The 24,730-nt window shown below is 55.6% G+C and carries 26 protein-coding genes; 7 read left to right on the top strand and 19 right to left on the bottom strand.

What is annotated here, in order from left to right:
• Positions 1-78: 78 nt before the first annotated feature.
• The gene (locus ACOTZF_RS09960; protein ID WP_040023218.1) at positions 79-867 is read right to left on the bottom strand and encodes a phosphotransferase; all 789 of its coding nucleotides are present in this window, start codon (positions 865-867) and stop codon (positions 79-81) included.
• Between the two features lie 74 nt (positions 868-941).
• On the bottom strand, positions 942-1,619 hold the full coding sequence (locus ACOTZF_RS09955) for a DUF1963 domain-containing protein (protein ID WP_057072217.1): 678 nt from the start codon (positions 1,617-1,619) through the stop codon (positions 942-944).
• 105 nt (positions 1,620-1,724) lie between these two features.
• Here ACOTZF_RS09955 and ACOTZF_RS09950 point away from each other — a divergent pair, with 105 nt between their 5' ends.
• Positions 1,725-2,135: an ASCH domain-containing protein gene (locus ACOTZF_RS09950; RefSeq protein WP_013096735.1), complete on the top strand. Its 411-nt coding sequence runs from the start codon at positions 1,725-1,727 to the stop codon at positions 2,133-2,135.
• Positions 2,136-2,257: 122 nt separating this feature from the next.
• On the opposite strand, the gene ACOTZF_RS09945 is transcribed toward ACOTZF_RS09950, so the two are convergent.
• Complete coding sequence (locus ACOTZF_RS09945; RefSeq protein ID WP_038419338.1) at positions 2,258-2,569, bottom strand: YebG family protein; 312 nt, start codon at positions 2,567-2,569, stop codon at positions 2,258-2,260.
• Positions 2,570-2,807: 238 nt separating this feature from the next.
• On the opposite strand from ACOTZF_RS09945, the gene ACOTZF_RS09940 reads away from it, so the two are divergent.
• Complete coding sequence (locus ACOTZF_RS09940; RefSeq protein ID WP_020688164.1) at positions 2,808-3,638, top strand: alpha/beta fold hydrolase; 831 nt, start codon at positions 2,808-2,810, stop codon at positions 3,636-3,638.
• A gap of 48 nt (positions 3,639-3,686) precedes the next feature.
• Here the strand turns inward: ACOTZF_RS09940 and ACOTZF_RS09935 are convergent, their stop codons facing one another.
• On the bottom strand, positions 3,687-4,049 hold the full coding sequence (locus tag ACOTZF_RS09935) for a helix-turn-helix domain-containing protein (RefSeq protein ID WP_129251641.1): 363 nt from the start codon (positions 4,047-4,049) through the stop codon (positions 3,687-3,689).
• A 333-nt stretch (positions 4,050-4,382) separates the two neighbouring features.
• On the opposite strand from ACOTZF_RS09935, the gene ACOTZF_RS09930 reads away from it, so the two are divergent.
• Together ACOTZF_RS09930 and oqxB are read left to right on the top strand one after the other, a co-directional pair.
• Positions 4,383-5,558 (top strand): efflux RND transporter periplasmic adaptor subunit, encoded by a 1,176-nt coding sequence (locus ACOTZF_RS09930; RefSeq protein WP_020688166.1) that lies wholly within the window; start codon positions 4,383-4,385, stop codon positions 5,556-5,558.
• A gap of 23 nt (positions 5,559-5,581) precedes the next feature.
• A complete protein-coding gene (gene oqxB / locus ACOTZF_RS09925; protein ID WP_020688167.1) occupies positions 5,582-8,734 on the top strand; it encodes a multidrug efflux RND transporter permease subunit OqxB in 3,153 nt (1,050 codons plus the stop codon).
• A gap of 58 nt (positions 8,735-8,792) precedes the next feature.
• Here oqxB and ACOTZF_RS09920 read toward each other — a convergent pair whose 3' ends face one another.
• The 3 genes from ACOTZF_RS09920 to ACOTZF_RS09910 form a co-directional block, all read right to left on the bottom strand.
• The gene (locus tag ACOTZF_RS09920; protein WP_013096741.1) at positions 8,793-9,272 is read right to left on the bottom strand and encodes an RrF2 family transcriptional regulator; all 480 of its coding nucleotides are present in this window, start codon (positions 9,270-9,272) and stop codon (positions 8,793-8,795) included.
• Positions 9,273-9,443: 171 nt separating this feature from the next.
• Positions 9,444-10,832 (bottom strand): sensor histidine kinase, encoded by a 1,389-nt coding sequence (locus ACOTZF_RS09915; RefSeq protein WP_129251639.1) that lies wholly within the window; start codon positions 10,830-10,832, stop codon positions 9,444-9,446.
• Complete coding sequence (locus ACOTZF_RS09910) at positions 10,832-11,509, bottom strand: response regulator (RefSeq protein WP_040023207.1); 678 nt, start codon at positions 11,507-11,509, stop codon at positions 10,832-10,834. The genes ACOTZF_RS09915 and ACOTZF_RS09910 overlap by 1 nt, the downstream gene beginning before the upstream one ends.
• Positions 11,510-11,714: 205 nt before the next feature.
• Between ACOTZF_RS09910 and ACOTZF_RS09905 the strand changes: the two genes are divergently transcribed.
• From ACOTZF_RS09905 to ACOTZF_RS09895, 3 genes are all read left to right on the top strand, one after another.
• Positions 11,715-12,548, top strand: coding sequence for a MipA/OmpV family protein (locus tag ACOTZF_RS09905; protein ID WP_047351743.1), 834 nt, complete (start codon positions 11,715-11,717; stop codon positions 12,546-12,548).
• Positions 12,549-12,818: 270 nt separating this feature from the next.
• A complete protein-coding gene (locus ACOTZF_RS09900) occupies positions 12,819-13,535 on the top strand; it encodes an SDR family oxidoreductase (protein ID WP_047351742.1) in 717 nt (238 codons plus the stop codon).
• Positions 13,536-13,663: 128 nt separating this feature from the next.
• Positions 13,664-14,359 (top strand): alpha/beta fold hydrolase, encoded by a 696-nt coding sequence (locus ACOTZF_RS09895; protein ID WP_129318099.1) that lies wholly within the window; start codon positions 13,664-13,666, stop codon positions 14,357-14,359.
• Between the two features lie 70 nt (positions 14,360-14,429).
• On the opposite strand, the gene ACOTZF_RS09890 is transcribed toward ACOTZF_RS09895, so the two are convergent.
• From ACOTZF_RS09890 to paaD, 12 genes are all read right to left on the bottom strand, one after another.
• A complete protein-coding gene (locus ACOTZF_RS09890) occupies positions 14,430-14,912 on the bottom strand; it encodes a hypothetical protein (protein ID WP_038980521.1) in 483 nt (160 codons plus the stop codon).
• Positions 14,913-14,988: 76 nt separating this feature from the next.
• Positions 14,989-15,501 (bottom strand): GNAT family N-acetyltransferase, encoded by a 513-nt coding sequence (locus ACOTZF_RS09885; RefSeq protein WP_047351739.1) that lies wholly within the window; start codon positions 15,499-15,501, stop codon positions 14,989-14,991.
• 38 nt (positions 15,502-15,539) lie between these two features.
• The gene (gene paaY, locus ACOTZF_RS09880) at positions 15,540-16,136 is read right to left on the bottom strand and encodes a phenylacetic acid degradation protein PaaY (RefSeq protein ID WP_047351738.1); all 597 of its coding nucleotides are present in this window, start codon (positions 16,134-16,136) and stop codon (positions 15,540-15,542) included.
• A 9-nt stretch (positions 16,137-16,145) separates the two neighbouring features.
• Positions 16,146-17,078 carry a phenylacetic acid degradation operon negative regulatory protein PaaX gene (paaX, locus tag ACOTZF_RS09875; protein WP_129251637.1) on the bottom strand — a complete coding sequence of 311 codons (933 nt, stop codon included), beginning with the start codon at positions 17,076-17,078 and terminating at the stop codon, positions 16,146-16,148.
• Positions 17,079-17,214: 136 nt separating this feature from the next.
• On the bottom strand, positions 17,215-18,531 hold the full coding sequence (paaK, locus tag ACOTZF_RS09870; RefSeq protein WP_023621640.1) for a phenylacetate--CoA ligase PaaK: 1,317 nt from the start codon (positions 18,529-18,531) through the stop codon (positions 17,215-17,217).
• Positions 18,532-18,557: 26 nt separating this feature from the next.
• Positions 18,558-19,763: a 3-oxoadipyl-CoA thiolase gene (pcaF, locus tag ACOTZF_RS09865; protein ID WP_129251636.1), complete on the bottom strand. Its 1,206-nt coding sequence runs from the start codon at positions 19,761-19,763 to the stop codon at positions 18,558-18,560.
• Positions 19,763-20,185, bottom strand: coding sequence for a hydroxyphenylacetyl-CoA thioesterase PaaI (gene paaI / locus ACOTZF_RS09860; protein ID WP_013096754.1), 423 nt, complete (start codon positions 20,183-20,185; stop codon positions 19,763-19,765). Before paaI ends, pcaF begins: the two co-directional genes overlap by 1 nt.
• On the bottom strand, positions 20,175-21,599 hold the full coding sequence (gene paaH, locus ACOTZF_RS09855; protein ID WP_129318098.1) for a 3-hydroxyacyl-CoA dehydrogenase PaaH: 1,425 nt from the start codon (positions 21,597-21,599) through the stop codon (positions 20,175-20,177). The genes paaI and paaH overlap by 11 nt, the downstream gene beginning before the upstream one ends.
• Position 21,600: 1 nt before the next feature.
• A complete protein-coding gene (gene paaG, locus ACOTZF_RS09850; RefSeq protein ID WP_097533547.1) occupies positions 21,601-22,389 on the bottom strand; it encodes a 2-(1,2-epoxy-1,2-dihydrophenyl)acetyl-CoA isomerase PaaG in 789 nt (262 codons plus the stop codon).
• A complete protein-coding gene (gene paaF, locus ACOTZF_RS09845) occupies positions 22,389-23,156 on the bottom strand; it encodes a 2,3-dehydroadipyl-CoA hydratase PaaF (RefSeq protein WP_129318097.1) in 768 nt (255 codons plus the stop codon). Before paaF ends, paaG begins: the two co-directional genes overlap by 1 nt.
• Positions 23,153-24,223, bottom strand: a complete 1,071-nt coding sequence (gene paaE / locus ACOTZF_RS09840) for a 1,2-phenylacetyl-CoA epoxidase subunit PaaE (protein ID WP_038419322.1) — start codon at positions 24,221-24,223, stop codon at positions 23,153-23,155. The genes paaF and paaE overlap by 4 nt, the downstream gene beginning before the upstream one ends.
• Before the next feature lie 7 nt (positions 24,224-24,230).
• Positions 24,231-24,728 carry a 1,2-phenylacetyl-CoA epoxidase subunit PaaD gene (gene paaD / locus ACOTZF_RS09835; RefSeq protein ID WP_038980517.1) on the bottom strand — a complete coding sequence of 166 codons (498 nt, stop codon included), beginning with the start codon at positions 24,726-24,728 and terminating at the stop codon, positions 24,231-24,233.
• Positions 24,729-24,730 lie beyond the last annotated feature (2 nt).

Below are 24,730 nucleotides of genomic sequence, written 5' to 3'. Positions count from 1 at the left end.
TGCCATTTACATGTAAGAAAGACAGGCAACATCGAATATTGTCTACTCAATATGTCGATGAAGCCTGAAGATGATCATTCATAGCATCGTGATGACATCATCTAACCAGCCAGGAAGATGTTCCCTGTACCAGTCGAGATATAAAGGAAAGTCTGCGTTTTGCCGCTCATTAAGTAGCACAATGACTTCGGTGACAATCCATGCTTTGGCAATGGCAATTTCTCTCGCTAACGCATTACGGTCATGATGGAAAGAGAACTGGCAATAGCGTTCAGCAATATCAGTAAACATTAGCTTCGAACCCATCCCTTTTATCAGAGGGGCAAGATCGATCGCAGGACTCCCTTTTCCAAATCGTTCCCAGTCGAAAAGAACCAAATCACCGTTTTCTCTTCTTCCCCAATTGCCAGCATTGCTATCACCAGAGATCAGGCTTGGGTAAGCGAACAAAACATCACTACATTCCTGAAATAGCCGAAATTGCTGTGTACTTTTATCTGGTAACGCTAAAAGCATGAGGGACTTTTCGAGCGCCAGTTCTGACCACGAGTGGCTGTGGTAAATCCATTCAGAATTTGCGGGGAAACCATGCAAGCGTGCCAACATAGCGATGGCGTCGTCACCTGCGACATCGTTCTGTTCAACCTTTTCAGGAATATATTCCAGTATTAACTTGCGTAAAGGGGCATCAGCGGAAAAGAGCATTGGGGTAACAATGCCAGCCTGATTAAGCTCCGTTGCAGCGTACTGATAAAAGCTGTACTCCACCTCTCCGACAGGACATTTTTCAATCACTTTATGCCCGCAGTCACTTACACTCAGCATTACTTTCGCGGTGCCCATTTTTGATAAATCCGTAGCAGACATGCACTGTCTCTTATGAATGAGTTGGGACGGTGGCACGGAGAATCCACCTGAAGCAAGACGCTAACGTTGTATGCTCAGTAAAACTGACACGAAAACGTCCAGAGTCCCTCCGGTGATTTGTGAAAATAGCCGATACCATTATCCGCCCACATCCAGTTGACCTTTTCCTCTGATCCCACCTGAAAGACAAAGTCTTCTATCCCCACGCCATGTTGTATCTCCATCGGGTATCCTCCGACCTTGGTTCCCCTGTAGCGTTTAAAATCATCATGGAAGCGGTCACTTGCCTCCTGATCACCGTTTACGTCAGAAAGGTCGATAATATCCCAGGCATCCTCCCATCCCGGCGCATCATCATTAACGCCCTTCCATAGAACCGGAAATGCGCGATAAGGCGTGTCTGTTGCTGGCAATAACTCAAGCCCTTCAAGGGTGGCATATTCCCGTATGAGCCAACCTTCACCATGAGGTTTATCAAATGGATGGCTTTCAATATTGTGAAAGAGCACCAGGAGTGCCACGTCCTTCAGTTGCTCAGGGATAACGGGAAGCTCATCTATACGAATCTGAAGAAGCGGAAACATCGGCTGCTCCTTCCAGAGTGGTAATCCTTCACCGGGAAGAGCGACACCGTTTAAAAACCAGGATGTAAGGGGGTCTGCCGGGGGACGAAAACCGCCCACTTGTGCCACCGATGCAGGACGTAATTTGGATCTGAGCTCGTCTAAAACTAACGCACTCCTGGATTTCATATTTGTCGCCTTACGTATGGAGAGACTCTATACAATCTGAAATAAAGACGTTTTTATTATATCGTAATCATTATTCATCAGACCTGCATATAAAAAGGGCTTGTCATGTTTGCGGTTGAGAAATTAAAAGTGAAGTACCCAGGCGCCGGTGCCTGGCAAATGGGCGACAGCCCGGAACTGGCCAGCGAGCTTGCAGACCTGATTAAAAAAGGGATCAAAACCGCTTCCTGCGGATCTTTTGCCTCTTATCAGCAGGAGGAGTCTGCCCCGCGGATCGGGAGCTATAACATTATTCTTGATGGCCAGAATGTTCCGGTCTGTGTAACCCGGCTGGTTTCAATGCGACTGGTGCGTTTTTGTGATGTGACCGAGGCGTTTGCCCGTAAAGAAGGTGAAGGCGATTTAAGCCTTGAATACTGGCAGAAAGAGCATCAACGATTTTTCACCCGAGAAGGTCATTTTTCTGAAGATATGGAGTTGATCGCAGAAGAATTTGAAGTGGTTGAGGTGCTGTGAAATGAGAGAAAATTAATCGCCTGGGCCAGGACGTAGCAGTCAGGGTATGAAAGGCGCCACCGGCGCCCTGGTGTAAGACGTATTGCAGTATCTCGACTGTTTTTCCACCGTTAATGTCCCTGTCAGGCAGCTTTCACGGCTCGGATTTTTTTACTGCCAGCCTCATCAGATTCTGTTTTGTCGGTTACAGCGTTGAGATCGGGCAGTTTGCTGGTACGCAGAATATGCTGCACGGCCTCTTTCTGCTCGGCGAGATACAGCCCCAGATCTTCAGCCTGCGTTTCATCCATCTGCAGTCCGCTTTGCAGCAGCCAGTCGGTGAACGCGTCTGCCATGTCGAGCAGTTTGTCGTGCGCGTCAGCCTCTTTCTTACTGGCAAATGTCATTTTCTCTTCACCTTTTCTTACAACAACATATTTTGTTTCAACCGCCATGACGCGCCCCTTTCACTGTGTTTATATACAGTATAACCTTTCACGGTGTAGTTTGCAGCTAAAATTTATTTTCTGTCCGTCCCCCTTACCGCTGCCCCACTCTGCCCGCCAGTGGGTGAGCCTTAACCCAGACGGCCAGCGTATGAACTACACTTCTTAATTCGCGGCGGAGTCGGGCCGTATACCGCATTTCATTTCTGCCTTTCATGCAATCTGTCTATCTGAGTGGAGAATAATCATGGGTTATGTAACAACTCGCGATGGCGTCAATATCTACTACAAGGACTGGGGTCCAAAAGACGGGAAAGTGATCTTTTTCCATCACGGCTGGCCGCTAAGCAGTGATGACTGGGACGCCCAGATGCTGTTCTTCGTCAATAAAGGATTTCGCGTTGTGGCCCATGACCGTCGCGGTCATGGTCGTTCAGATCAGGTGTGGGACGGCCATGATATGGATCACTACGCTGACGATGTGGCCGCCGTTGTGGAACATCTTGGCGTACAGGGTGCGATGCATGTCGGGCATTCAACCGGCGGTGGTGAGGTGGTGCGTTATATCGCCCGGCACGGTGAAGACAAAGTTTCCAAAGCCGTACTGATCAGTGCTGTACCGCCCCTGATGGTGAAGACGGAGAGTAATCCTCAGGGTACGCCAAAGTCAGTGTTTGATGATTTTCAGGCCCAGCTGGCGGCGAATCGTCCTCAGTTTTATTATGACGTGCCCGCGGGACCGTTCTATGGATTTAATCGCCCGGGGGCGAAGCCTTCCGAAGCGGTCATCTATAACTGGTACCGTCAGGGAATGATGGGAAGCGCCAAGGCGCATTACGATGGGATTGTGGCCTTCTCGCAGACTGACTTCACGGAAGACCTCAAAGGGATATCCATCCCTGTTCTGGTCATCCATGGGGATGACGATCAGGTGGTGCCGTATGCGGATTCCGGCGCGATGTCAGTCAAGCTGGTCCAGAACGGAACCCTGCATACCTATAAAGGCGCGCCTCACGGTATCCCAACGACACATGCCGATCAGGTTAATGCCGATCTTCTCGCCTTTATAAACAGTTAACCCCGCGCATTACCCCCTCAGGCGGGAGCGAAACGGTTCCCGCCCAGGCTAGGGGGATGTCTGGCTTAAATGCTGCGTTTTCGTGCTGACAATGCTGCGACGCCATGCCCCCGGCGCCTGACCATACTGACGCTTAAAGCTGCGGTTGAAAGACTGCTGGGAGTCAAAGCCCAACGCAATCGCCACGTTCAGGATCGGCTCATCGCTATGGGTTAACCGCTCCATCGATTTTTGAAGTTTCTGCGCACGGATATACTCGGCAATAGGGTAACCCGTGTGTTCTTTGAAGATCCGCTGAAGATGCCATTTTGAATAGCCTGCACGCTTTGATACGGTCTCAATGTCCAGACGACTATCCAGGTTGTTATCGATCCAGTCGAGCAGATCGTGAATAACTGCGCCAGTGTACATCTTCTCCCCCACACGCCACGTAGTAAAAAGCACCTTTGTTTGTTGCATTTAAAGATGGCCCGTTTTGATGTTAAATGCAAGTTTTATTGTTGCATTTAATCCCTGCCGAAAACGCGCCTTTTTCCCCGGCCTCAAATAGCACATAAAGTGCAACAATTATTCTTGCACTAAATTTAGCGCCTACCTACAATCGCCGAGATAGTGTATTCACAATTGTTACAGTTTTGTGGCGATGAACGACACAAATGGCCTTAAGCCAGCCCGGACAAAGGAAGTGGCGCGGCGTCCCCCGTTGCGTCTTGCCCGGCGGCTACAACTACCGGAATAAAAATAATGAGCCTGCAAAAAACCTGGGGTAATTTTCATCTGAACGCGTTGGGCGCGGTGTTACTCTCCGCCCTGCTCGTCGGGTGTGACGAGGGTGTCGCGCAAAATGCCGCGCCACAAGCGCCCACCGTCAGCGCCGCTGACGTGGTCGTCAAATCCATTAGCCAGTGGGATAGCTTTAATGGCCGGATCGAAGCGGTGGAAAGCGTACAGCTCCGCCCTCGCGTCTCCGGCTACATTGATAAAGTGAATTACACCGACGGTCAGGAGGTCAAAAAAGGCCAGGTATTGTTCACGATCGATGACAGAACCTATCGCGCCACGCTGGAACAGGCGCAGGCAGCGCTGGCAAGAGCCAAAACGCAGGCCAGCCTGGCGCAAAGCGAGGCAAACCGTACCGATAAACTGGTCAATACCCATCTGGTATCCCGTGAAGAGTGGGAGCAGCGCCGCGCTGCTGCCGTCCAGGCCCAGGCCGACATTCGCGCCGCACAGGCGGCGGTGGATGCCGCGCAACTGAACCTGGATTTCACTAAAGTGACCGCCCCTATCGACGGGCGCGCCAGCCGCGCGTTGATCACCAGCGGGAACCTCGTTACCGCCGGTGACAGCGCCAGCGTGCTCACCACGCTGGTCTCGCAGAAGACGGTTTACGTCTACTTTGACGTGGATGAGTCAACTTACCTTCACTATCAAAAACTCGCCCTCAGCGGGCAAGGTGCCGCCAGCAATCACCAGGCGCTACCGGTTGAGATTGGGCTGGTGGGTGAAGACGGCTATCCCCATCAGGGAAAAGTCGATTTTCTTGATAATCAGTTAACACCCAGTACCGGCACCATCCGCATGCGCGCGCTACTGGATAACACACAGCGTCAGTTCACGCCGGGACTGTTTGCCCGCGTCCGCCTGCCGGGCAGCGCGGAGTTCCAGGCCACGCTTATCGACGACAAAGCGGTGCTGACCGATCAGGATCGTAAGTATGTCTATGTCGTTGATAAAGAGAGTAAAGCGCAGCGTCGTGATATTACGCCAGGGCGTCTGGCCGACGGTTTACGTATCGTCCAGCAGGGGCTGAAGCCTGGCGATAAAGTCATCGTCGACGGTTTACAAAAAGTGTTTATGCCGGGCATGCCGGTAAACGCGAAAACCGTTGCCATGACCACCCGCGCCGCCCTTAACTGATCCCTTATCTGAGAATCCGACCCATGGACTTTTCCCGCTTTTTTATCGACAGGCCGATCTTCGCCGCGGTGCTGTCGATACTGATTTTTATCACAGGATTAATCGCCATCCCGCTGTTGCCGGTGAGCGAATACCCTGACGTTGTGCCGCCAAGCGTGCAGGTGCGCGCGGAGTATCCCGGCGCCAACCCGAAGGTGATTGCAGAGACCGTGGCGACGCCGCTGGAAGAAGCGATCAACGGCGTTGAAAACATGATGTACATGAAGTCCGTCGCCGGCTCCGACGGCGTACTGGTGACCACCGTCACGTTCCGCCCAGGAACCGACCCGGATCAGGCCCAGGTTCAGGTACAAAACCGCGTGTCACAGGCCGAAGCGCGCCTGCCGGAAGACGTTCGCCGTCTGGGTATCACCACCCAGAAGCAGTCGCCGACGCTGACGCTGGTGGTGCATCTGTTTTCGCCCGGCGGTAAGTACGATTCACTCTATATGCGTAACTACGCCACGCTGAAAGTGAAGGATGAACTGGCGCGTCTGCCCGGCGTCGGTCAAATCCAGATTTTCGGCTCGGGTGAATACGCGATGCGCGTCTGGCTGGATCCGAATAAGGTGGCAGCGCGAGGCCTGACCGCCTCGGACGTGGTAACGGCAATGCAGGAACAAAACGTGCAGGTGTCCGCCGGACAGCTGGGCGCCGAGCCGCTGCCGAAAGAGAGCGATTTCCTGATCTCCATTAACGCTCAGGGTCGTCTGCATACTGAAGAAGAGTTTGGCAATATTATCCTGAAAACCGCGCAGGACGGCTCGCTGGTGCGACTGCGCGATGTGGCGCGCATTGAAATGGGCTCCGGCAGCTATGCGCTGCGTTCCCAGCTCAACAATAAAGACGCGGTCGGGATTGGTATCTTCCAGTCGCCGGGAGCGAACGCCATCGATCTGTCTAACGCGGTGCGCGCTAAAATGGCAGAACTGTCTACCCGTTTCCCGGAAGACATGAAATGGGCGGCACCGTACGATCCGACGGTATTCGTGCGTGACTCCATTCGCGCGGTCGTGCAGACGCTGCTGGAAGCGGTGGTGCTGGTTGTACTGGTGGTCATTCTGTTCCTGCAAACCTGGCGTGCGTCGATCATTCCGCTGATCGCGGTGCCGGTCTCGGTGGTGGGCACGTTCAGCGTTCTCTACCTGCTGGGCTTTTCGCTTAACACCCTGAGTTTGTTCGGGCTGGTGCTGGCGATCGGTATCGTCGTGGACGACGCCATTGTGGTGGTGGAAAACGTCGAGCGAAATATCGAAGAGGGTCTTGCGCCGCTGGCGGCAGCGCATCAGGCGATGCGTGAAGTCTCCGGGCCCATTATCGCGATTGCGCTGGTGCTGTGCGCGGTGTTCGTGCCGATGGCGTTTCTTTCGGGGGTTACGGGTCAGTTCTACAAGCAGTTTGCGGTGACGATTGCGATATCAACGGTGATCTCCGCCATTAACTCGCTGACGCTTTCGCCTGCGCTGGCCGCCCTGCTCCTGAAGCCGCACGGCGCGCCGAAGGACCTCCCTACCCGGCTTATCGATCGCCTGTTCGGCTGGATTTTCCGTCCGTTCAACCGCTTCTTCCACCGTAGCTCGAACGGTTATCAGGGGCTGGTGGGCAAAACGCTCGGACGACGCGGTGCGGTGTTTGTGGTCTATGTTCTGCTGCTCTGTGCCGCAGGCGTGATGTTTAAAGCCGTACCCGGCGGGTTTATTCCCACTCAGGATAAGCTGTACCTGATTGGCGGCGTGAAAATGCCGGAAGGCTCATCGCTGGCACGTACCGATGCGGTGATCCGCAAAATGAGCGAAATCGGTATGAACACCGAGGGCGTGGATTATGCGGTCGCCTTCCCGGGGCTGAATGCGCTGCAGTTCACCAATACGCCGAATACCGGGACGGTCTTCTTTGGCCTGAAACCGTTTGACCAGCGTAAACACACGGCGGCGGAAATTAACGCCGAGATCAACGCCAAAATCGCGCAAATCCAGCAGGGCTTTGGCTTCTCCATTCTGCCGCCGCCTATTCTGGGGCTGGGTCAGGGGTCGGGTTACTCGCTGTACATCCAGGATCGGGCCGGTCTGGGCTACGGTGCGCTGCAAAACGCGGTGAACACCATGTCGGGTGCAATTATGCAGACGCCGGGGATGCACTTCCCTATCTCCACCTACCAGGCGAACGTTCCGCAGCTGGATGTGCAGGTCGACAGGGATAAGGCCAAAGCCCAGGGCGTGTCGCTGACCGATCTGTTCGGGACGCTGCAAACCTATCTGGGATCGTCTTATGTGAATGACTTTAACCAGTTCGGCCGCACATGGCGTGTGATGGCGCAGGCCGACGGGCCGTACCGCGACAGCGTGGAAGATATTGCGAATCTGCGCACCCGTAATAATCAGGGAGAAATGGTGCCGATTGGCAGTATGGTCAATATCAGTACCACTTACGGGCCCGATCCGGTGATCCGCTACAACGGCTATCCGGCGGCGGACCTGATTGGCGATGCCGACCCGCGCGTCCTCTCCTCTACCCAGGCGATGACCCAACTGGAGGGGATGTCTAAGCAGATTCTGCCGAACGGGATGAATATCGAGTGGACGGATCTGAGCTTCCAGCAGGCCACTCAGGGGAACACGGCGTTAATCGTCTTCCCGGTCGCGGTTCTGCTGGCGTTCCTGGTCCTGGCGGCACTGTACGAAAGCTGGACGCTGCCGCTGGCGGTGATCCTTATCGTGCCGATGACGATGCTCTCTGCCCTGTTTGGCGTCTGGCTGACCGGCGGCGATAACAACGTGTTTGTGCAGGTGGGTCTGGTAGTATTGATGGGGCTGGCGTGTAAAAACGCGATTCTTATCGTGGAGTTCGCCCGCGAGCTGGAAATCCAGGGCAAAGGTATAATGGAAGCGGCGCTCGAAGCGTGCCGCCTGCGTTTACGCCCGATTGTGATGACCTCCATCGCCTTTATCGCCGGGACCATCCCGCTCATCCTCGGCCACGGTGCGGGTGCAGAAGTGCGCGGCGTCACCGGGATCACCGTATTCTCCGGTATGCTGGGCGTAACGCTCTTTGGCCTGTTCCTGACGCCGGTGTTTTACGTGACGCTGCGTAAATTTGTCACACGCGGCAAAGTGGAAAGAGAGGTCTTGCCCGCGTAATACGCTGCAGATAACAAAAAACCGCCTTCTCGATGAAGGCGGTTTTTTTATGCAGCCATTAATGCGCTTTCTTGTACTGGGCAATCAGTTCGGGCACCGGATCGCACCCGCTGGTATCCGCTTTCTTGAGCTCTTCCAGCGCGCTTGCCACGGTATGACCGGCTAAGACCGCGAGTGACGCCTGCTCGGCCTCTTCAGCAATGGATTTAAAGTACCAGCATGTATTCGCGCTCACTACGCAGCGCGCCGGTACGTCGGGGCGCGACGCCCACAGCTTTTTATCTTCTATAACAGAAAGGTAGATATCACGCAGGGTGATCTGTTCCGGCGGGCGGCCAAGATGAATTGAGCCGTTGCGACCAAGCGTTGAGACAATAATACCGTCACGCGTGAGGGGAACCATCAGTTTGCGGATGAAGCTCGGATTCGCTTCCAGGCCGTAGGCCAGAATCGCACTCGTCGAACGTTCACCCAATTGCTCCGCCATCGCTACGCTGAGAACCATCTGCAAAGCTGTCGGGAAGCGGTAATCTAACATTTACGTATCCTGGGTTGCGGTGAATCTTATTCTTTTTGGCACCGCAGAGGTGAATAATCAATAAGCAACAATATAACAAATACCGTAATTATTTTGAAGCTATCTACTTTGACCCGCCCCGTAAAAAAGAGTTTCCATCGCGCACGAAATGGGATCACCCTCCCGTTTTCTTCAGGCAAACGCCGGGTTGGGAAAATCAACCGTCACCCTGAGCCCGCCGTCAGCAGAGGTACTCAGGCTCACGCTGCTGTTGTGCTGCTGCGCCACCGCTTTAACGATGGCCAGACCCAGCCCGCTCCCGTTCTGCACCTGATTCGGATCGCGGAAAAACCGGTCAAACACCCGTTCCCTCAACGCAACCGGAATACCCGGCCCGGCATCGGAGACGCTGAATTGAGTGGACGTCTCCGCCGAAAAGAGATCGACCGCCACCCGCCCGCCTTGCGGGCTGTATTTAATGGCATTTTCAATCACGTTATCGATAAGCGACATCAGACGTTCTCTGACACCGCTCACCCAGCTTTCTTCCAGAGCGTAGAATTCAAGCTCAATATTACGTTCCGCGGCGAGCGGTGCCAGCACCGCCATGCGCTCCTGGATGAGCGTCGTAAGCGGCACCGGCTCCATCGCCGTATCCACGCTTGCTTCGCTGTGCATCATCAGCAAAAGCTGATTAACCAGACGTGCCGCCCGGCTATTGCTGCGAATAATTCCCGCCAGCAGCGCCTGTTGATTATCACTGCTGACGTAGGCCTGCAACGCCTCCACATTGATTCGCATCGCAGCCAGCGGCGTGCGCAGTTCGTGAGCGGCATCGGCAATAAATACCCGCTCCCTTTCCGTGCTTTCTCGCACCCTGGCAAGGAACTGATTAATCGCATTCACCATCTGGCTAAGCTCCCGGTGCGTTGGCACAGCCTTTAACGGAGAGAGATCTTCTGGCGCGCGTGAGGCAATTTCATTCACGACGTTGTTCCAGGGGCGCATAGCGATGCGGATTGACAGCCATGCGGGAAACAGCAGAAAAGGAATACACACCAGCAGCGGCATGATGTAGTAGCCACGCGAGTTGAGGTAGATAAAGAAATTCCACCCCGCAGCAGGCGTCACCAGCGTCACCTCCACGTCGGAATTCGCGGATTTTAGCGTGCGGCTGGTCCAGCTACGCCCGTCGCTGTGAATTCGCTCGATCTTCCCCAACCGGGTATTTTTCACGCCCATCGGCGCGCCAGCAGAGGCATACAGTATTGCGTTATGTTTGCGAATAATCATGGTGATGGAGAGTTCCGCATCGTCCCCTCCACCGTAATCTTCCCGCAACGCCTGGCTGAACTGCTCCAGCACCTCGCTTCGTTCCTGCGCACGCCCTTCCATGCGTTCAACAAGGGTAAATATGGTTTTATATGTCTTATCACCGGTCAGGATCGGGGGGCTACGCAAGTCATCCCATAGCATCCAGGTTAAAAAAAGACACCACAGCAGTGTCAGCAGAAGCATCTGAGCGACCATGATTCGCCGCACCAGCGTGGGCACCCGCAGGAAACGCCACAGGTTTCGCATCAATTTGCTTCCTTCTGAATCGCAACGGTGTCAATGACATACCCGACGCCCCGTACCGTTCGTACATAGCCGTCGCCAATTTTTCGACGCAGGTTCCCCATATGCACATCAAGCGCATTACTCATGTTTTCTTTCGCACCGAAGATCCTTTCTTCCAGAAAACGGCGCGTAAGCACGCGGTCAGCACGCAACATCAGGGTTTCAAGCAGCGCGTATTCGCTGGCCGTCAGCTCAATATGCCGGGAACTCACCGTGACGCGACGCGTCGGCACATGCAGGGATAATCCTCTGATTTCTACCGCCTCGTTTTGATAGCCATAACTGCGTCGCGCCAGCGCCCTCACCCGGGCCAGCAGTTCCGCGAGCACAAACGGTTTAACCAGATAGTCATCGGCACCGGCATCCAGCCCGCTCAGGCGATCCTGCAGCGTTCCTCGCGCCGTCAGGATAATAACGGGGATGCCTTTTAGCTGCTGACGCACGTATGCCATCAGGCTCATACCATCGCCATCCGGCAGCCCCAGGTCGAGCAGAATAAGTTCAGGTGCGCAGACAGCAAGTTGATGCAGCGCATCCTCTTTGCGGCGGACCCATATGACATCTAATCCTTGATCTGCAAGGGCAATACGCACGCCATTGCCGAGATCAAGGTCGTCTTCAATAAGTAATATTTTCACAAGGGCAACTTTATCAAGCGTGAATGAAGAACGTCTTAAGAAAGAGACGGTAACAGGTAATTTAACAGTTTTGCATCATCGGCATCTGCTTCAGTCTTTCTTCATTTTGAGCTCATAAGAACCTTAGGGTGGACATTCAAACTGGGCGCTCTGGCGATTAACACCGCTTGTAACGTAATCATTTGAATCCAAAAGGACTTCTTTAATGAGACATATCGAACTGCGTCACTCGTTCCCCCTTTCGCTCCCGGGGCTCAGTCTGAAGAACATCGTGCCAGGCGCGCTGCTGGCATTACTGGCCACCCCGGTACTGGCCTCAGAACAACAGGGCAACGTGCTGACCTTAGGCGGAGGCGTGGATGTTGCGCCCCGCTATTCGGGTTCGGATAAAAACCGCGCCACCACGGCGGTGGTGGTGGATTACGCGATGTATAACGGATTCTTCGTCAGCACCACGCGAGGGATCGGTTACGGCAACAACATCGGCAACCTGGATTACAGCGCGGCGCTGAGCTATCGCGCGGGCCGTAAGGATCGGGACGTGGACAGCGATTCGATCAGCGGCGGCAGCGATTATTTGCGCGGTATGGGCGACATCAAAGGTTCGGCTCTGGTAGTGCCAGGGCTGGGGTACAAAGTGACCGACTGGCTGAATCTGCAATTACAGGCAGAGGTGCCGGTTTCGGAGCGAGACAATGGCGAAGCGCTGCATTTCGGCATTTCCAGCCCGCTCTTTACCTCACCAAACAACGCGGTGACGCTGTCGCTGACCGGTAGCTGGGGCAGCAGCAAGTACATGCAGACTTACTACGGGGTGAATGCATCCCAGTCCGCCGCATCCGGGTTTGCCCGATATGATGCTGGCGCCGGAATTTATGCCTGGTCAACGAATCTCGACTGGACGCATAAGCTCACCCAACGCTGGAGCGTGGTTGCTGGCGCAGGCGTTACGCAGCTGATGGGGGATGCAGCCGACAGCCCGATTGTTCAGCGAAAAACCTCGCCGACGGGAAGTTTGAAGGTTACGTATAGTTTCTGATTTATTTGGATGGAACGCCAAAACCCGCCCCGTGTTAGATGACGGGGCGGCACTTGATAGGGATAAGGAACGTATCGCGTCAGGTTGACAGGTCATGATTGCAGGCTGGTATGTGTACCAATACGCCATTCTGTTCCTGCGTTAGCGTCGGTTTTGAGCGAGGAGCAAACGTTGGCAATTATTCTGCTAGCCTAATAGAGGGTTAGTAAAAAATGGGATTTCAGTAAGCATTGGATTCTCATTCTTCCAAACGAAACTGAGGATTTTAATATGGGGCCTTATCGCACTTATCTAATCACTGGTGCAACAAAAGGGATAGGAAGAGCACTCAGTGACAAATTATCAGAACAGGGTCACCAGGTTGTGGGTATTGCCCGTAATGTTGATGCCAGCTTTCCGGGGGTTTTATATACGGCTGACCTGAGTAGCGCTGATGAGACTAACTTAATTTTATTGAAAATAGTCGAAAATCACGAAATTCACGGCATTGTAAATAATGTGGGTGTAGCCTTACCTCAACAACTTGGAGGCATTGATATTCAAACGTTCCTGAAGGTCATGGATATAAACGTACGGGTGGCAGTTCAAATAACACAAGCACTCATCGGCAACATGAAGAGCAGAGGCTGGGGAAGAATAGTTAATGTATGTAGCCGTGCCATCTACGGTGCGATTGACCGAACAGCTTACTCAGCAGCAAAAAGTGCTCTGGTAGGTTGTACACGGACCTGGGCATTAGAGCTTGCTCAATTCGGGATCACCTCGAATGCGATTGCTCCTGGGCCAATAGAGACAGAGCTTTTTCATAAAACACGACCTGTTGGAAGTGAAGCAGAACAACGTATTTTATCGACAATCCCAATGGGCAGACTGGGTTCTCCTGCTGAAGTGGCTTCAGCAATAGCCTTTCTTTTATCACCAGAAGCGAGTTTTATTACTGGCGTAGTGCTGCCTGTTGATGGTGGAGGAAGCCTGGGAGGACGTTAGAAACGTTCAGAAACTCTGTGGAAATAGATAACGCCTATCCAGGGCAGAAATTTGATATTGTCGCAGTTAGTAAGATATTTTTAACCGGTCTAATCCAATAAATACACTGATGCATTGAAGCGAGATCTATGAGTTTAAAGCTGCGTAAAATCGTTTTAATTCCAGGGTTTATGCTGAATGAAATGCTTTGGCATGAATTTGAAACATACCTCCCGTCAAACTGTATTGTTCATCATGCAGCTGTAACTGAAGGACGAACCATTCATGATGTAGTGCAGCATTTGATTACTCTTCTGCCTGAGAAGTTTTCTTTGATAGGTTTTTCGATGGGAGGGTATATTGCCCGGCAACTGGCAGCAGAATTCCCTGAACGTGTAGAGTCCTTAGTGCTTATTGCCAGTTCCTTACGGGAAGATACGCCGTTAGAGGCTGAAGCAAAGCGGAAAAGCGTGCAGTCATTGTCCCCCACAATGTTTAAGGGACTGAGCAGACATGCTATTGCCCGGTCACTCCACCCTCTAAACACATCAAATCAGGATATGATTTCAGCTATCCAGAAAATGGGATGCTCTCTGGGATTTGAAGCCTTCATCACGCAATCATCCTTGTCCAGGCAAGGTATACCTTCTGCAACGATACGTTGTCCAACACTGGTTATCGCCAGTGAAAATGATGCCATCCGTTCGATGAAGGAGGCAGAAGAATTGGTCGAAGCCATACCTTATGCGTCGTTAAGAATCATTCTGGATTGCGGCCATATGATTCCGCTCGAACAGCCCAGGGAGTTGGCAAAAACTATTGTTGAATGGATCCCGGCTACGTAAATTATTGGGGGTTTATCCGGCAAATATCCTGACTTACTTCATCAGGGTATGTAGCGCAACAGCCCATATTTCACTCCTCCCTCCAGGGAACAGGCTCACCAATAAAGGTGTGCGTACAGCATCGGCAAGTCACCTCTACATCCCTGGCACTGATCGATGGGTTAACCTGTTGTAAAACACCATTCTCATCAACAAACAGGCCCGGATAAAAGCTGCTATCGCCAATACAGACTAAATCCCTTTGCTGATGCTCATGCAACGCGACTAACCAGAACACTGGCTCGGTAGTATCAAGACGTCCACAAACTTCACTGAAAACGTCATCCCACGGTTTGCCAATCTGTTTGAGCAAAAAGTAAAACAATGGCGTGTAGTCACGTCCTCGCTTTTGTCCACTGTGCATGGTTTCACGTGTTACCAGCAGCTCATCCCCGGATTTTTTACGATTACGTTCCCAGCGATACTCAGCGCCAGGGTTGTTAGAATAGTGTCGTGTCGTCGTGTTGACGCTACGATACAATTTACGTGACTTGTGCTGTTGATGAGCCCGCATAGCCAGATCTATCCCTCTTTCAGAACCAATAATCCCTGTCTGACGAAGACAAAAGCCCCCTATAAGCAAAGGAAAGCTATAACTCCATTCCCATGATCTTCAATACACTCCGCTGCGACGCTGTTTCGAAGACCGTATCCTTGATAAACCGCATCCCCTGCTTTTCATAAAATCGCCGGGCACGTTCATTCTGTTCAAGCACCTCGAGCCACAGAAATTTTTTGCCATGACTTCGGGTAAGTTCGATGACGCTGCTAAACATGCTCTGACCGTAGTGATTACTCGTCTTGGTCGGATCAAGATAGAGTTTGTTAAGAAGCACACCGCTGATGTCGGTATCAGGGATTGTGGCTTCCCATGTCAGTTTCATAAAGCCAATCGGTTGATCAAGGTCCGCCACATACCAGCTTGTTCCGCTGTCTCTCAGACTCTGTTCTATCGCCGCAACGGAATATTCGGATTCCAGAAAATCGTTTAGCTCTGATTCCGACTTCCACAGATGCTTAAAGTGCGCGGGATAGATGCAATAGCCCAGTTCACTGAGTAATACTGAATCTGCTGATGTTGCTTGTCGTAAAAGTAACGTCACAGGATGCTCCCTTGCCCGGTAATATACATTCCCCCCGCTCACACCGCCGATTTCGGCCGTAGATTTTCATCAAACGTCAGTCGTTTTCGTCCCGGCTCTTCTTCGCGCAGCGGCTCCACCTGATGCATCGTCAGCTTACAGCGCTCCACCAGCACCTGATACTCGCGCGTGCCCTGCTTCTTCCAGGCCAGTTCCTGTTCGCTCAGCTCACGAATCGCTTTCGCCGGACTGCCGATAATCAAATGGTTAGCGGGCATCTCGGCTTTCGCCTTCACAAACGCCGCCGCGCCGACGATGCTGTTCTCACCGATAATCGCGCCATCCATCACCACCGCGTTCATCCCTACCAGGGCGTTGCGGCGGATAATACAGCCGTGCAGAATGGCGCTGTGGCCGATATGGCCGTCCTCTTCCACCACCGTATCCTGCTCCGGGAAGCCGTGCATCACGCAGTTATCCTGAATGTTCGCGCCATCTTTCACCACAATACGGCCAAAATCACCGCGCAAGCTGGCATTGGGGCCGACATACACGCCTTTGCCCAGGATCACATCGCCAATGAGCACCGCTGTCGGGTGGACATAGCTCTCGTCTGGCACCACCGGCGTCAGACCGTCAATTTGATAAACAGGCATCCTCACTCCTTATGCGGTCGCAAGACCACCAAAGCGTTGATAATAAAGCGTGCCGGGCACGGGCAGTTCACCCACCGAGGTTTCGCCTTTCTCGCTGACAAACGCCAGCGCTCCCGGTGCCACACGCTGATAGATGTTGATGCAAAGCTGTCGTGCGCTTTGACCCGCCCAGTGCGCAGGCAGTAGCTCCTCTGGTAGCAGCGGGTCTTTCAGCACCACGCGACGATAAAAGTGGATCAGTAACAGCTGGATGTGGAAGCAACGCTCCGGCGTAAGCTCTTCCGGCGTTGCCTCTTTCAGCAGCGGCAGCAGCGGACGGAACGACTGAATAAACGTCTCGTACATCGCGTTCTGTTCGGTCAGCTGCCAGCACTCCTCAACGCGGGAACGCAGCGCCGCGCGGGAAAGTGCCAGCGGTGAATGGGCTTCGAAGAAGATGACATTTTCCGCCACGCCCGAGTCATGAAGCAGCGACTGCACATCCGCCAGATGCTGCGAGGGCGAAGCCATCAGGCTGGGCGCCAGCGTGCCAAACCCTTGCCAGATTAGCTGTTTTTTCACATCGGCAAGCGTGGTTTTATCGAGACCTTCGGAGAGCAGCAGCAGCCATTTACCATCCCAGGCGGGCAACTCCGCGCGGTAGATCTTATTCTCCGCCCTGCGGGTTAAACGCAGCCCTTTGTCGCTCAGGCGGTAATAACTGCGACGCCCGATACGGGAGACATCCAGCCAGCCCTCTTTATTGAGCCGAAACAGCGCGGTTCGCACGAAGCGCTCGCCAAAGCCCATCCCTTCGAGCAACGCGGCCAGGCTACCAAGCCAAATCTCGCCGCCGCGATGGGAAAGCGCGTCACCGTATAACGAGGAGATTAGCGACGTCCCGCTGATGGGAACCGAACTGACCGCATGCTGAATAAAGGCGTCGAGTTTCATGTGATTCATTCTGTTGGTGTTTTTGTCCTGGATGAATCATAGCATACGAATCCTGGATAGACCCTCACCCTAACCCTCTCCCACAGGGAGAGGGAACTCAATACACCCTCTCCCTGTGGGAGAGGGAACGTAGAATGAGGATAATTCAACCGTTGGCCGCCACTTTACGCAGGTCAAACACCCGGCAGGCTTTCCCCTCCGAGCGCGGGATGCTGCCGCAGTTAACGATCATGACGTCCGTGGAAATCCCGACCATCGATTTAATGCGATGACGCAGCTGATGGCAGACCTGACAGCGCTGTTCGTGGGTCAGCGAAAGACTGCTCTCTTTCAGCTCCACTTTTACAGAAAGTGAATCAAGATGCCCCCGACGGTTCACCTCCAGCTGGTAATGCGGAGAGAGATGCTCAAACTTCACAATCTCCTCTTCCAGCTGCGACGGGAAGACGTTCACACCGCGGATAATGAGCATGTCATCGCTGCGACCGCTGATCCTGTCCATGCGGCGCATGGTGCGGGCGGTACCCGGCAGCAGACGGGTCAGGTCGCGGGTGCGATAGCGGATCACCGGCAGCGCCTCTTTGGTCAGCGTGGTGAACAGCAGTTCGCCCTGCTCGCCGTCATTAAGCGGGGTGCCGTCGTTCGGGTTGACGATCTCCGGGTAGAAGTGATCTTCCCAGATGGTCGGGCCGTCGGCGGTTTCGAGACACTCCATCGCCACGCCCGGCCCCATCACTTCCGAAAGGCCGTAGATATCCAGCGCCGTAATGCCTAACCGTTTTTCGATCTCATGACGCATCGCCTGGGTCCACGGCTCGGCACCGAACACGCCCACGCGCAGGGAGCAGGCGCTGGCATCGCCGCCCATCTGGCGCTCCAGCTCTTCAATCAGGTTGAGGCAGTAGGAAGGCGTCACCATGATCATATCCGGCTTAAAATCGCGGATCAGCTGCGCCTGCTTCTCGGTCTGGCCGCCGGACATCGGGATCACCGTGGCCCCTAAACGCTCGGCACCGTAGTGAGCGCCCAGCCCGCCGGTAAACAGACCATAACCATAGGCCACATGGATTTTGTCCTTCGCGCTGCCCCCGGCGGCACGCAGGGAGCGGGCCACCAGATTGGCCCAGTTGTCAATGTCGCCCTGGGTATAGCCCACGACGGTCGGTTTCCCGGTTGTGCCGGAGGAGGCGTGAATACGCACCACCTGCTCCATCGGTACGGCGAAGGTATCGAACGGATAGTTATCGCGCAGATCCTGCTTGGTGGTGCACGGGAACTTGCGAATATCGGCCAGTTCGCGGAAATCGTCAGGGTGAACGCCCGCGGCATCAAACTTACGTTTGTACATCGGCACGTTGTTATAGGCGTGGTTCAGCGTCCATTTCAGACGTTGGGTCTGCAACGCCTGTAATTCGTCAATGGACGCGGTTTCGATCGGATCAAGCTTTGTTGTATTTATCATCGCAGGGTACTCACATTATTGTTCGCTCAAACACGCTCAAGGATCATGGCAATGCCCTGACCCACACCGATGCACATCGTACACAGCGCGTAGCGCCCGTGGCGTCGATGCAATTCATTGCTCGCGGCCAGCACCAGCCTGGCACCGCTCATTCCCAGCGGATGGCCTAACGCAATGGCCCCTCCGTTCGGATTGACGTGTGCGGCATCGTCCGGCAAACCCAGCTGACGCAGCACGCCCAGCGCCTGCGAGGCGAAGGCTTCGTTCAGCTCAATCACATCCATCTTGTTAATACTGAGCCCCGCTCGCTCCAGCACTTTACGGGTGGCGGGCACCGGCCCTAGCCCCATCAGACGTGGCTCCACGCCTGCGGTGGCCATGGCCACAATCCGCGTGCGCGGCACAAGCCCCTGTGCGAGCGCCATCTGCTCGCTGGCGATAATCAGCGCAGCGGCGCCATCGTTCACCCCAGAGGCGTTACCTGCAGTAACGACGCCATTTTTGCGAAACGGCGCTTTCAGGGCGGTAAGTTGCGCCAGCGTGGTGTCGGCGCGCGGGTGCTCATCAACAGAGACCTCCGTGACGGTCCCTTTTTTTCCCGGCACCAGCACCGGCACGATCTCTTGCGCCAGAATGCCGTTTTGCTGCGCCCGGGCGGTACGCTGCTGGCTGCGCAGCGCGAACGCATCCTGATCGGCACGGCTGATATTTAACAATTCAGCTACATTCTCTGCCGTTTCCGGCATGCTGTCAGTTCCGAACGTCTGATGCATGAGCGGATTCACAAATCGCCAGCCAAGGGTGGTATCGAAGATCTCCGCCTGGCGCTGAAACGCCGCGGTGGCTTTCGCCATCACAAACGGCGCGCGGGACATCGACTCCACGCCACCGGCAATCAGCAGATCGCCATCACCGGATTTTATGGCGCGTGCAGCAAAGCCAACCGCATCCAGCCCCGAGCCGCACAGGCGGTTGATCGTCGTGCCGGAGACGGTCTGCGGCAGCCCGGCCAGCAGCGACGCCATACGCGCCACGTTGCGGTTGTCTTCCCCCGCCTGGTTAGCGCAGCCGAAGATCACATCATCAATCCGCTCCGGGTCGAGCTGCGGATAGCGCTCCAGCAAGGCACGCAGCGGTATGGCGCCCAGATCGTCCGCGCGTACAGCGGATAACGCCCCGCCGTACCGCCCCACCGGGGTTCGCACCCCATCACAAATAAATGCGTCACGCATCAGGCTTCTCCTGTCACATTGCCGCCGATGCGGTGGGATTTTCCGCGAAAGAGAGCGACGGTTTTCTGTTGTTGGTTCTGAATTTCGATGTCATATACGCCGGTCAGTTTGCCCTGATGCTTAACCCGCGCGGTGGCGGTCAGCTTGTCTCCGACAAAACCCGGTCGAAGGAAATCGATTGTGCAGCCAGAGGCCACCGCCGCCAGCCCCTGGCTGTTGCAGGCGTAGGCAAACGCGGTGTCGGCCAGCGAGAAGAGCTGTCCGCCGTGGCAGGTTTTATGGCCGTTAAGCATCTGCGGGGTGATGGTCATGGTCACCACTGCGTAACCTTCGTCCATGTCGATAATGTCCATCCCCATTGCCTGCGCGCAGGCATCCTGTTCGTACATGGTGCGGGCGTTATGCCAGGCGTTATGACTCATAGCTACTCTCCAGAAGCGCACGCTGGCGCAGTAGTGAACAGGGGCGATAACGTTCTTCACCGTAATGACGCTGCAGGTTTTCCAGCAGCGTTAACAGACGTTGCCAGCCCAGCCGCGCGCCCCAGGCAATCGGCCCGGACGGGTAGTTCACGCCCAGACGCATGGCGGTATCGATATCTTTTTCGCTGGCGACCCCTTTTTGCAGCGCATCCAGCGCTTCGTTGGCAATCATCGCCACCGTGCGCCAGACCAGCAGGCCAGGGTAATCGGCAATCTGCACCACCCGCTTTCCCTGCTGTTGCAGGTAGCGGATGACTTTTTGCGTCGCGGTATGCGGGTTGCTGGCCGCCGACGCAATCACCGCCACGTCGCGCTCAATGCGATCAACCACCACCACCGGGCAGTTGAGGCGCAGCGCCAGCGCCTGAGCGGTTTCGCCCTGCGTTTCAATCAGCAACACATCATCGATTTCCGTGACACCGTCACGTTTTCGTTCAACCCGCATTGGGCTAAAGCTGTCGTTGACCGCGTCGAGCCATGGCACCTGTGGCGATTCGCCGCGCCAGTCGTAAACGCCCTTCCCGCTTTTTTTGCCCAGTCGCCCCGCCAGCACCAGCTCCTGCTGCACCAGTGAAGGGAGAAAACGCCGCTCCTGCCAGAATGCGTTAAACACCGAACAGGTCACGGCGAAGTTAACGTCCTGCCCAATCAGATCGGTCAGTTCCAGCGGCCCCATCGGGAAACCGCCGCCTTCGCGCAGGGCAGCATCAATGACTTCAGGAGCTGCAACCTGTTCCTCCAGCGCGCGCCAGGCTTCGGAATAGAAGGGACGCGCCACGCGGTTTACGATGAAGCCCGGCGTTGACTGGCAGCGCACCGGCTGTTTCCCCCAGTTCAGCGCCAGCTCGCACAGCGCGTCGGCCACTTCCGACGAGGTCGCCAGCCCGCTAACCACCTCCACCAGCTTCATCACTGGTGCCGGGTTAAAGAAATGCAGGCCTGCCACTCGCTCGGGATGACGGATATCCGCCGCAATCGCCGTGATCGAGATAGAAGATGTGTTGCTGGTAAGCAGGGTCTGCGGCGGGCAGATCTCCGCCAGTTCGGCAAACAGCGCTTTTTTCACCTCAAGGCGCTCGGAGGCGGCTTCTATCACCAGGTCCGCCGCGGTTAGCGCACTGATATCCGTGACCGGGGTCAGCCGGGCGAGGATCTGCCCACAGGTCTCCTCAGTGAGTTTGCCCCGCGTCACCCGGGAGGCCAGGCGCTGGCGAATGCCGTCAATGGCGCGGAAAATGGCGTCTGAGGCGATGTCGTACATCATCACCTGATGCCCATGGCTTGCCGCGACTTCGGCTATTCCGGCGCCCATTGTGCCGCTTCCAATGACGGCGACAGTACGAATGTTCAGCATCTTACTTCCCCGTAAAATTCGGTGCGCGCTTCGCCAGAAAGGCGCTCACACCTTCGCGGTAATCGTCGCTGCGACCGGCCAGCCGTTGATAATCGCGCTCCAGGTCAAGCTGTGCGTCCAGGGAGTTGGTTTCCGCGGCATTGATCGCCTGCTTGATCAGCCCCAGCCCAAAGGTGGGCTGCGAGGCAAAGTGCAGCGCCAGCTGCTGCGCCGTGCTGGAGAGCTGATCGTCATCCACCACCTGCCAGATCATTCCCCAGGCGTGCGCCTGTTCGGCGCTCAGTTTGTCGCCAAGCAGCGCCAGCCCCATGGCACGGGCACGTCCGGCCACGCGCGGCAGGAACCAGGTTCCGCCGCAGTCCGGGACTAATCCCAGCTTGCTGAAGGCCATTACAAAGGTGGCGGAGCGCGCGGCAATCACCATGTCGCACCCCAGCGCCAGCGTGGCTCCTGCTCCGGCCGCCACGCCGTTGACCGCGCAAATCACCGGTTTTGGCAGCGCAGCCAGACGACGCACCAGCGGGTTATAAAAGGTCTCGACGGACATCCCCAGATCCGGCGCAGGACCGTTCGGGTCGACGTTACGGTCGTTCAGATCCTGCCCGGCACAGAAGCCGCGCCCTGCACCGGTGATCAGCAGACAGCGGATCGTCTCATCGCGCTCGGCCTGCTTCAGGCATTCTGCAAGCTGCTGGTGCATCACATCGTTAAAGCTGTTCAGACGCTCCGGACGGTTCAGCGTCAGGGTCATTACGCCTTGCTCTACATGACTGAGAATAAATTCCACAATTAGCGTCCTTTAAAGTCGGGAGTACGTTTCTGTAAGAAGGCGTCGATGCCTTCTCGCCTGTCTTCCGTGGCCGAGAGCAGCGTGAACAGTTGACGCTCCTGGGCCAGACCCGCCTGCAGCGGCACTTCCTGTGACTGGCGCAGCGCCTGTTTAGCCGCCTGTAGCGCCAGCAGCGAGTGGCGCGCCATCAGCGCTGCCTGTTTCAGGGCGTATTCCAGCGTCAGCGAGGCCGGGAAAACGTCGCTGACCAGACCGGCACGCTGGGCCTGCTGCGCCGTAATGCTTTCCCCGGTCAGTACCATTTTGCTGGCGAGCGATTTACCCACGCAGCGGATCAGGCGCTGCGTGCCGCCCGCACCAGGCATGATCCCAAGCGTAATTTCCGGCAGTCCGAAGCGGGCGTTGTCACCGGCAATCACCACGTCGCACAGCAGGGCCAGCTCGCAGCCAGCCCCGAGTGCAAAACCGTTCACGGCGGCAATCAGCGGCTTATTGAAGGCGTCAATCCGCTTCCACAGCTGAGGACGACTATCGTTCAGGGTGGCAGGCAGATCTTTTTCTGCCATTTCGTTGAGATCGGCTCCGGCCGCAAAGCAGCGCTCGCTGCCGGAAATCACACAGGCAGAGAGGGTGTTATCGCTTGCCGCCGCCTCCAGCTGTTCTGCAAGCTGTGTCAGCAGCGCATTGTTAAGGGCGTTGCGTGCCGCCGGCCGGTTAAGCGTGAGTTGCAGCACGCGGTCATAACGGGTGACCAGAAGTTCGCTCATGCCATCCCCTTAGCGTCAAAGTCGACGACCACGTCGGCGGTTAGCGGCAGCGCCTGACAGCTCAGCACATACCCGGCGGCCAGTTCGTCCGGCTCCAGGCTGTAGTTGGTCGCCATGTCCACCTTGCCGCGCAGCACTTTGCATTTACAGGTGGCGCAGACGCCTCCCTTACAGGCATACGGCAGATCCGCCCCCTGGCGCAGGGCGGCATCAAGAATGCTCTCGTCGTCCGCCGTGAGGACGATTTCGCGGTCACGTCCGTCCTGGCGCACGATTACCTTCTGGCCTTCCGCCTGCACGCTCACCGCACGCTTAACGGCCGTGCCCGGCGTATTGAACCGCTCTAGGTGAATGGATTTTTCGGCCATTCCCAGCGCTTTTAAGGTCGCTTCAGCCTCGTCCATCATCGCGGCCGGGCCGCAGATAAAGGCCTCGTCGTACTGGCGGAAGTTGATCAGCGTTTTTGCCAGCGCCTGCAGCTTTTCACCGTCGATACGGCCGTAAAGCAGGTCGCTATCCAGCCGCTCCTGGCTGAAGATGGCAACCAACTGCAACCGCTGCGGGTATTTATCCTTCAGGTCCGCCAGCGCCTGACGGAACATCATGCTCTGGCTGCTGCGGTTGCCGTAGATCAGGGTGAAGTGGCTGTTCGGTTCGGCGGCCAGCGTGGCGGATAAAATCGCCAGCATCGGGGTGATGCCGGAGCCTGCGGCAATCGCCAGATAGTGACCTTCCCGTTCAGGCTGCGGCTGATAGCCAAAATGCCCCTGGGGAACCATCACCTCCAGCGTCATGCCAGGTTTGATCTCATCCCGGGCGTAACGGGAGAAACGCCCGCCTTCAATGGCTTTAACCGCGACGCTGATCTCCCCCGGCGCGCTACTCCGGCAGATGGAGTAACAGCGGCGCAATTCGTCTGCACCCAGTCTGGTTTTCAGGGTCAGGTGTTGGCCGGGACGAAAGCGGTAAGCCTCCTGCAACGCCTGCGGAACCGAGAAGGTGATGGTCACCGCATCGCGGGTTTCGGGTTCTACTTTTGCCACTGTTAATGAATGAAACGTTGTCATGGCAACCTCAAATACATTTGAAATAGTCGAAGGGTTCGCGGCAGGTATTACAGCGATACAGCGCCTTACAGGCCGTAGAACCAAACTCACTGATAAGCGAGGTGTCGGTGCTGGCGCAGCGCGGGCAGCTCACCTCAGCGGGAACGTGGATATGACAGCTGTGCCCCACGGGTGGGCTGATGCCATACGCGCGCAGACGTTCACGCGCATCGGCGGTCATCCAGTCGGTCGTCCAGGCGGGTTCCAACTGCAGCACAATGTGCACCGGCGTATAACCGTGCGCCGTCAGGGTGTCGCGGATGGCGCCAAGCAGGTGTTCCGTCGCCGGGCAGCCTGAATAGGTTGGCGTAAAGCCAATCACCCAGCCTTCGCCCTGCGCGGTGACGCTACGCACCATGCCTAAATCGGTGATGGTGAGCACCGGCACTTCCGGGTCCGGGATCTGGCTTAACAGGGACCAGATGTGCGGAACCTGTGGGGGTGCGATGTCGACAAGACGTTGCATGG

Origin of the sequence: Enterobacter cloacae complex sp. SHL021 (genome assembly GCF_049237765.1) — a bacterium.
In the GTDB taxonomy this organism is placed as follows: domain Bacteria; phylum Pseudomonadota; class Gammaproteobacteria; order Enterobacterales; family Enterobacteriaceae; genus Enterobacter; species Enterobacter cloacae.
Note: the sequence above shows the minus strand (reverse complement) of the source record. Positions and strands in the feature narration are given on the sequence as shown.